This window comes from Moorena sp. SIO2C4 (assembly GCF_010672485.1).
Taxonomy (GTDB): domain Bacteria; phylum Cyanobacteriota; class Cyanobacteriia; order Cyanobacteriales; family Coleofasciculaceae; genus Moorena; species Moorena producens.
Map to the genome: position 1 here is coordinate 1 of NZ_JAAHGN010000502.1, position 5,297 is coordinate 5,297.

Consider the following 5,297-nt stretch of genomic DNA (forward strand, 5'->3'; position numbering starts at 1 on the left):
GCCTTTGGCCACGCTGCGCGAACGCCGATCGGAATAGTTATTGATCACTGGGAATCAAAAACGCGATCGCTAAAACAATTCTATAGCGTTAGTTATTTTTATAAAATACACTTAGGTTTCTACTCCCAACTCCCTACTCCCTACTCTCTACTCCCTACTCCCTACTCCCTACTCCCTTTCCCAAACAATCATGACCACCCTAACCCTTGATCTCCAATCCATTAAACTTACCGACGAGCAATTTTTCCAGCTTTGTCAAGACAACGACGATTTGAAATTTGAACGCAATGCTAATGGAGATTTAATTATTATGTCACCCACTGGCGGCAGCACAGGAAATCGCAATGGTAGATTAAACCAACAGTTGTTTAACTGGAGTGATTCCGATGGAACTGGCATTGCTTTCGATTCGTCCACTGGATTTAAACTGCCCAATGGTGCCGACCGTTCTCCCGATGCTTCTTGGATACCCTTAGCACGCTGGAATACTTTAACTCCTCAAGAACAAGAAAAATTTCTACCTCTATGCCCTGACTTTGTGATTGAGTTACGTTCTCCTAGTGATAGCTTAACAGCAATTCGAAAAAAAATGGAAGAATACCGAAACAATGGCACTCGTTTAGGTTGGTTGATTAATCGTAAAGAGCGACAAGTGGAAATTTATCGACCAAGTAAAGAGGTTGACGTTTTAGAGTCTCCCAGTAGTTTATCGGGAGAAGAGGTTTTGCCTGGTTTTGTGCTGTATCTTGAGTTAATTTGGTGAAGGTTTCTCAGCATTCAGCGGTCAGCGGTCAGCGGTCAGCGGTCAGCGGTCAGCTATCTTGCTTTAAACCTGTATGGTCTTTTTTTTACTGTCCAATAAAACTCCGGATCTCTTTTGCATTTTGCCTATTGCCTCTTGCCTTTTTCGGCAATCGATGACTTGACAACCCAGAGCCAAAAGCTGATTGCTGAAAGCTGATTGCTGAAAGCTGATTGCTTCCGTAAAAACAAGAGACTGAAAAAATATTTCTTTGTTGACAATTATTGACGATTTTGTTAACGTATCCAGGGAATTACGATGTAAGCAGTCAGCAGTCAGCGGTCAGCTTATTTTATTCAAAAGCACCCATAAGTAGCTTGGCGACAAGCCTTTGGCTGTGCCCGTAGCCCATCAGCTGATACCTGACGGCCAATACCTGACGGCTGATAGCTGATACCTGACGGCTGATAGCTGATACCTGATAGCTGATAGCTTACATTACGATTAACTCAATCCTGGAAACGGGAGTCAAACAAAAAAACAAATAGTGGAATAAGCTTATGGCGCTAGTTGTCCAAAAATACGGTGGTACCTCGGTTGGCTCTGTGGAACGCATACAAGCCGTTGCCCAGGGAATTCTCAAAACAGTCCAACAAGACAATTCCGTGGTAGTGGTGGTGTCCGCTATGGGTAAGACTACCGATGGTTTGGTACAACTAGCGAAAGCCATCTCCCCTAATCCGTGTCGTCGGGAAATGGATATGCTGCTATCCACCGGTGAGCAAGTGTCAATTGCTCTATTATCCATGGCCCTACAGGAATTAGGGCAACCGGCTATTTCCCTAACTGGGGCTCAAGTGGGTATTGTAACAGAAACTAAACACAGTAGCGCTAGGATTATGCAAATCGAAACCCAGCGGTTGGAGCGGTGTTTAAACGAGGGGAAAGTTGTAGTCGTTGCTGGTTTCCAGGGCATCACCAGCACTGATGAGTTAGAAATCACTACCCTAGGTCGGGGTGGCTCTGATACCTCAGCCGTAGCCCTAGCCGCAGCACTGGGGGCATCTCGGTGTGAGATTTATACCGATGTACCGGGGATTTTAACCACTGACCCCCGGATTGTACCGGATGCTCAACTGATGCCGGAAATTACTGCTGATGAAATGCTGGAATTAGCTAGCTTAGGGGCAAAAGTCCTCCATCCCCGTGCCGTAGAAATTGCACGCAACTATGGCTTAACCTTAGTGGTACTATCCAGCTGGAGCGATCAGCCTGGCACTAAGGTAATTTCCCCAAGCTCTCCCCCCCGTTCCTTAGAGGGGTTAGAAATTGCTCGACCAGTCAATACCGTAGAATATGACACCGACCAGGCAAAAGTAGCCCTCTTACGAGTGCCAGATTCCCCTGGTGTAGCAGCACGGTTGTTTGGTGAAATTGCAGTTCAAGACCTAGATGTGGATTTGATTATCCAGTCCATTCACGAACAGAATACTAATGATATTGCCTTTACCGTCAATAGCGCTATTATCAATCGAGCGGAAGCAGTAGCCGAAGCCATTGCTCCCGCCCTGCGTCGCCAAACCACCCCCGATACCCAAGAAGCAGAAGTGATGGTAGGTAGGGATATTGCTAAAGTCTCGATCACTGGGGCAGGGATGATTGGACGTCCTGGGGTTGCAGCTCAGATGTTCCGGGCTTTAGCGGATGCTGGTGTTAATATTGAGATGATTTCCACCTCCGAAATCAAAGTCAGCTGTGTGATTGATGCCGTCGAATGCGATCGCGCGATCGCGGCCTTGTGTAACTGTTTCGATATCAACAATACCCCCATTCATCTACCCATTCCCCCTGAAGCAGGAAATAGTGACCACTCAAGGGAGATCACCCATCCCCCGGTTCGAGGTGTAGCCCTAGACATCAACCAAGCCCGTCTAGCCATTCGGCAAATTCCCGATCGTCCCGGCATGGCAGCCAAGATATTTGGAACCTTGGCAGAGCACAATATTAGTATTGATATGATTATCCAGTCCCAACGCTGTCGAATCATTAATGGAATTGCCACCAGGGATCTTGCCTTCACAGTACCTCAAGCCGAAGCAGAAATGGCTCAGAAAGCCCTACAACAGATGGCACCAGTGATTGGGTGTAGCGAAATTCTCCTGGATGCCGATATTGCCAAAGTAAGTATTGTCGGTGCTGGCATGGTTGGACAACCAGGGATCGCAGCACAGATGTTTGCCGCCCTAGGTTCGGAACAAATCAATATTCAAATGATTGCCACCTCAGAAATTAAGATTAGCTGTGTTGTTGCCCAAGACCAAGGAGTGCGAGCATTGCAAGCTATTCATAAAGCCTTTGGTCTTGCTGGAAGCCAAAAAATTGAGGTTCCAGCTTAGGAATCTAGAACCAGAAGAGTGTGGGGAGAGGGGGAAGTGTGGGAGGTGTGGGGAGAAGTAGTGTTCGATAATTAGGTATAGTTAAAGACATAGTCTTGATCCAAAGCGCGAGTGGTGTGATTTCTGTGTGGGTCACCTGTGTCAGTACCTTGAAAGCCTCGTGGAAAATAGGGATCCCCCCTAACCCCCCTTAACAAGGGGGGGACACAACCGTTGCTGATCTGACTCCCTGACTCCCCATCCCCCCATCTCCCCATCTCCCCATCTCCCCACACTTCCCAGACTTCTCAAAAACCTTATTTCTTATTGGTAGATCCAGGCAAGAACTTTAATATGTCATTAATCGAATCGGAGGAGTTTTTTCCAGGGGAGTTGAAGTTAGGGACACCTGTTCCCGATGGTAGGGAAGGAATAAAGTCAATGGATTGACCTGAGGATCCCGGTAGAGTAGCTAGGGCTACGCGATCGCCTCCCACTTGTCGTAGCACATCCAATACCTGAACGACCTCGTTGTAACTGGCCTCCTTGGAAGCATAAAGCGCCATCAACCCATAAGGATTAGTTTGACGATATGCTTGCAGTTTCTTTTTGAACTGCTCTTGAGTTACCACTGGCTCTTGTTCAACGTAGAGTTGACCAAACTCATTAAGGCTAACCATTAAGATTTGCCGTCCTTGAGCCTTAGCAGTACTTGCCTTAGGCAAATCCACGCTCAGGGCTTGCTGGCGAGATAAGGTAACAGCTGCCAAAATGAAAAAGGTCAGAATACAAAAAATCACATCAATCAGGGGAACAATCTCAACCCGAACCTCTTCCGGCGAGCTATCCATTCGCAGTCTTAGAGGACGGATTGCCATCGGGGAACTAGCTGAATCCTTTTTTTTATTCATAGATATGTCCTTGGACTAAGAGCTTTCTTCTTGTTGTAACCAATATTGTCGATAAAGCAATTCCAACTCGCTTCCGGCTTTGCGGAACACTTTAACTTGGTTAAACCAAAAAGCCTGAAATAGTCTATAGAAGGCCAGACTGATAATCGCCACAATCAAACCTGTAGCTGTGCTAATCAGTGATTCTCCAATCCCCTGAGTCACCCCATCGGTGGAAGCTGTTCCAAGGTCACTAATGCGAATGGAACCCAATGAATTAATCAAGCCCAACACTGTACCGAGTAATCCCAACAATGGTGCTAGAGCAATCACAGCTTCCAGGAGTTTGTCCCCCCGTCGCATAGCAGCTAATTCATCATCCGCAGCCGACTCTAGAGCCAGCCGGAATACTTCTGGGTCAGGATTATTCAGTCGTAAAGGAGCATACAAATATCTACCGATGGGTTGTCGGCGTGACTCTAGGGCAATCTGTCTAGCAACATGCCAGCTACCAGCTGCTGCCTCTAGAACACGATTAACAATTATGCCTTCCCTCAACGCTATAGTTGCCCAAAACCAAATCCGTTCAAAGATTGTACCCATAGTCAGGATCGATAGAGCCAACAGAGGCCACATGGCGATCCCACCTTTTGCAATAAGTTCGACAATATCCACGACTTGCCCTTACTTCCAAATAACTCAGTGGTCTATCAATCTTCTATTGATTTTCAACCACTTACCAAGAAACTGATCCTATTCTCCACGAGTTAACTGATTAGGTCAGGAAATTTACACTTGGACTTTAGCACATCCGGTACAGAGTGTCTTAGCTAGTCCAGGCAGTGTCGGGAGTGTGGGGGGAGATGGGGAGATGGGGAGATGGGGAGATGGGGAGATAGGGAAGAATTTCATTTCCATGGGGCTAAGGTCTGATCACCATAACCAAGTTCCATATTAGGGAAAGCCTCAATTTTTGGTTTCAGCTACCTAAGTCCTAAAATTTCTAATTCTAGTAAAAACTCTAATCAAACGGGTGGTTATCCCCATAGTCGGTTTCTGGAAGAATCTGGCACTATAAATAGTAGCTATAGAGTATTGAGCTGTTGTTTGGTACCTCAGAGCCGGATATTTCCCCAGTCCGGTCTATAGGCAAAACCGCTTGTGCGGTTGCTTCGCTCTCCGGAGAAATCTTAAAAAGAGGTGCGACCCAAGGCCGCGAGGGATTGCTCGCGGCCTTGGAGGCGCGCACCTATCTGGCCCTTGGGGATAACGAGTTTGGCTGGTCTCGGA

Annotated in this window: 7 protein-coding genes and 2 pseudogenes; 5 read left to right on the forward strand and 4 right to left on the reverse strand. The window is 46.9% G+C overall.

Annotated elements, in window-relative coordinates:
- The 4 genes and pseudogenes from F6K20_RS22970 to F6K20_RS22985 all read left to right on the forward strand — a co-directional run.
- Positions 1–210: pseudogene (locus F6K20_RS22970) on the forward strand (hypothetical protein); the annotation flags it as partial.
- Positions 191–763 carry a Uma2 family endonuclease gene (locus F6K20_RS22975; protein WP_287254687.1) on the forward strand — a complete coding sequence of 191 codons (573 nt, stop codon included), beginning with the start codon at positions 191–193 and terminating at the stop codon, positions 761–763. The pseudogene F6K20_RS22970 and the gene F6K20_RS22975, both read left to right, overlap by 20 nt.
- Positions 757–921, forward strand: a complete 165-nt coding sequence (locus F6K20_RS22980) for a hypothetical protein (RefSeq protein WP_287296140.1) — start codon at positions 757–759, stop codon at positions 919–921. Before F6K20_RS22975 ends, F6K20_RS22980 begins: the two co-directional genes overlap by 7 nt.
- Before the next feature lie 381 nt (positions 922–1,302).
- Positions 1,303–3,138: an aspartate kinase gene (locus F6K20_RS22985; RefSeq protein WP_287254690.1), complete on the forward strand. Its 1,836-nt coding sequence runs from the start codon at positions 1,303–1,305 to the stop codon at positions 3,136–3,138.
- Positions 3,139–3,209: 71 nt separating this feature from the next.
- On the opposite strand, the gene F6K20_RS22990 is transcribed toward F6K20_RS22985, so the two are convergent.
- From F6K20_RS22990 to F6K20_RS23005, 4 genes and pseudogenes are all read right to left on the reverse strand, one after another.
- Positions 3,210–3,395 (reverse strand): hypothetical protein, encoded by a 186-nt coding sequence (locus F6K20_RS22990; protein ID WP_287254691.1) that lies wholly within the window; start codon positions 3,393–3,395, stop codon positions 3,210–3,212.
- A gap of 108 nt (positions 3,396–3,503) precedes the next feature.
- Positions 3,504–4,028, reverse strand: a pseudogene (locus tag F6K20_RS22995) (ExbD/TolR family protein); the annotation flags it as partial.
- Positions 4,029–4,043: 15 nt separating this feature from the next.
- On the reverse strand, positions 4,044–4,682 hold the full coding sequence (locus tag F6K20_RS23000; RefSeq protein WP_008184062.1) for a MotA/TolQ/ExbB proton channel family protein: 639 nt from the start codon (positions 4,680–4,682) through the stop codon (positions 4,044–4,046).
- Positions 4,683–4,796: 114 nt separating this feature from the next.
- Positions 4,797–4,925: a hypothetical protein gene (locus tag F6K20_RS23005; RefSeq protein ID WP_287296142.1), complete on the reverse strand. Its 129-nt coding sequence runs from the start codon at positions 4,923–4,925 to the stop codon at positions 4,797–4,799.
- A 185-nt stretch (positions 4,926–5,110) separates the two neighbouring features.
- On the opposite strand from F6K20_RS23005, the gene F6K20_RS23010 reads away from it, so the two are divergent.
- A partial coding sequence (locus F6K20_RS23010; protein WP_287296144.1) for a hypothetical protein occupies positions 5,111–5,297 on the forward strand: 187 nt, incomplete at its 3' end.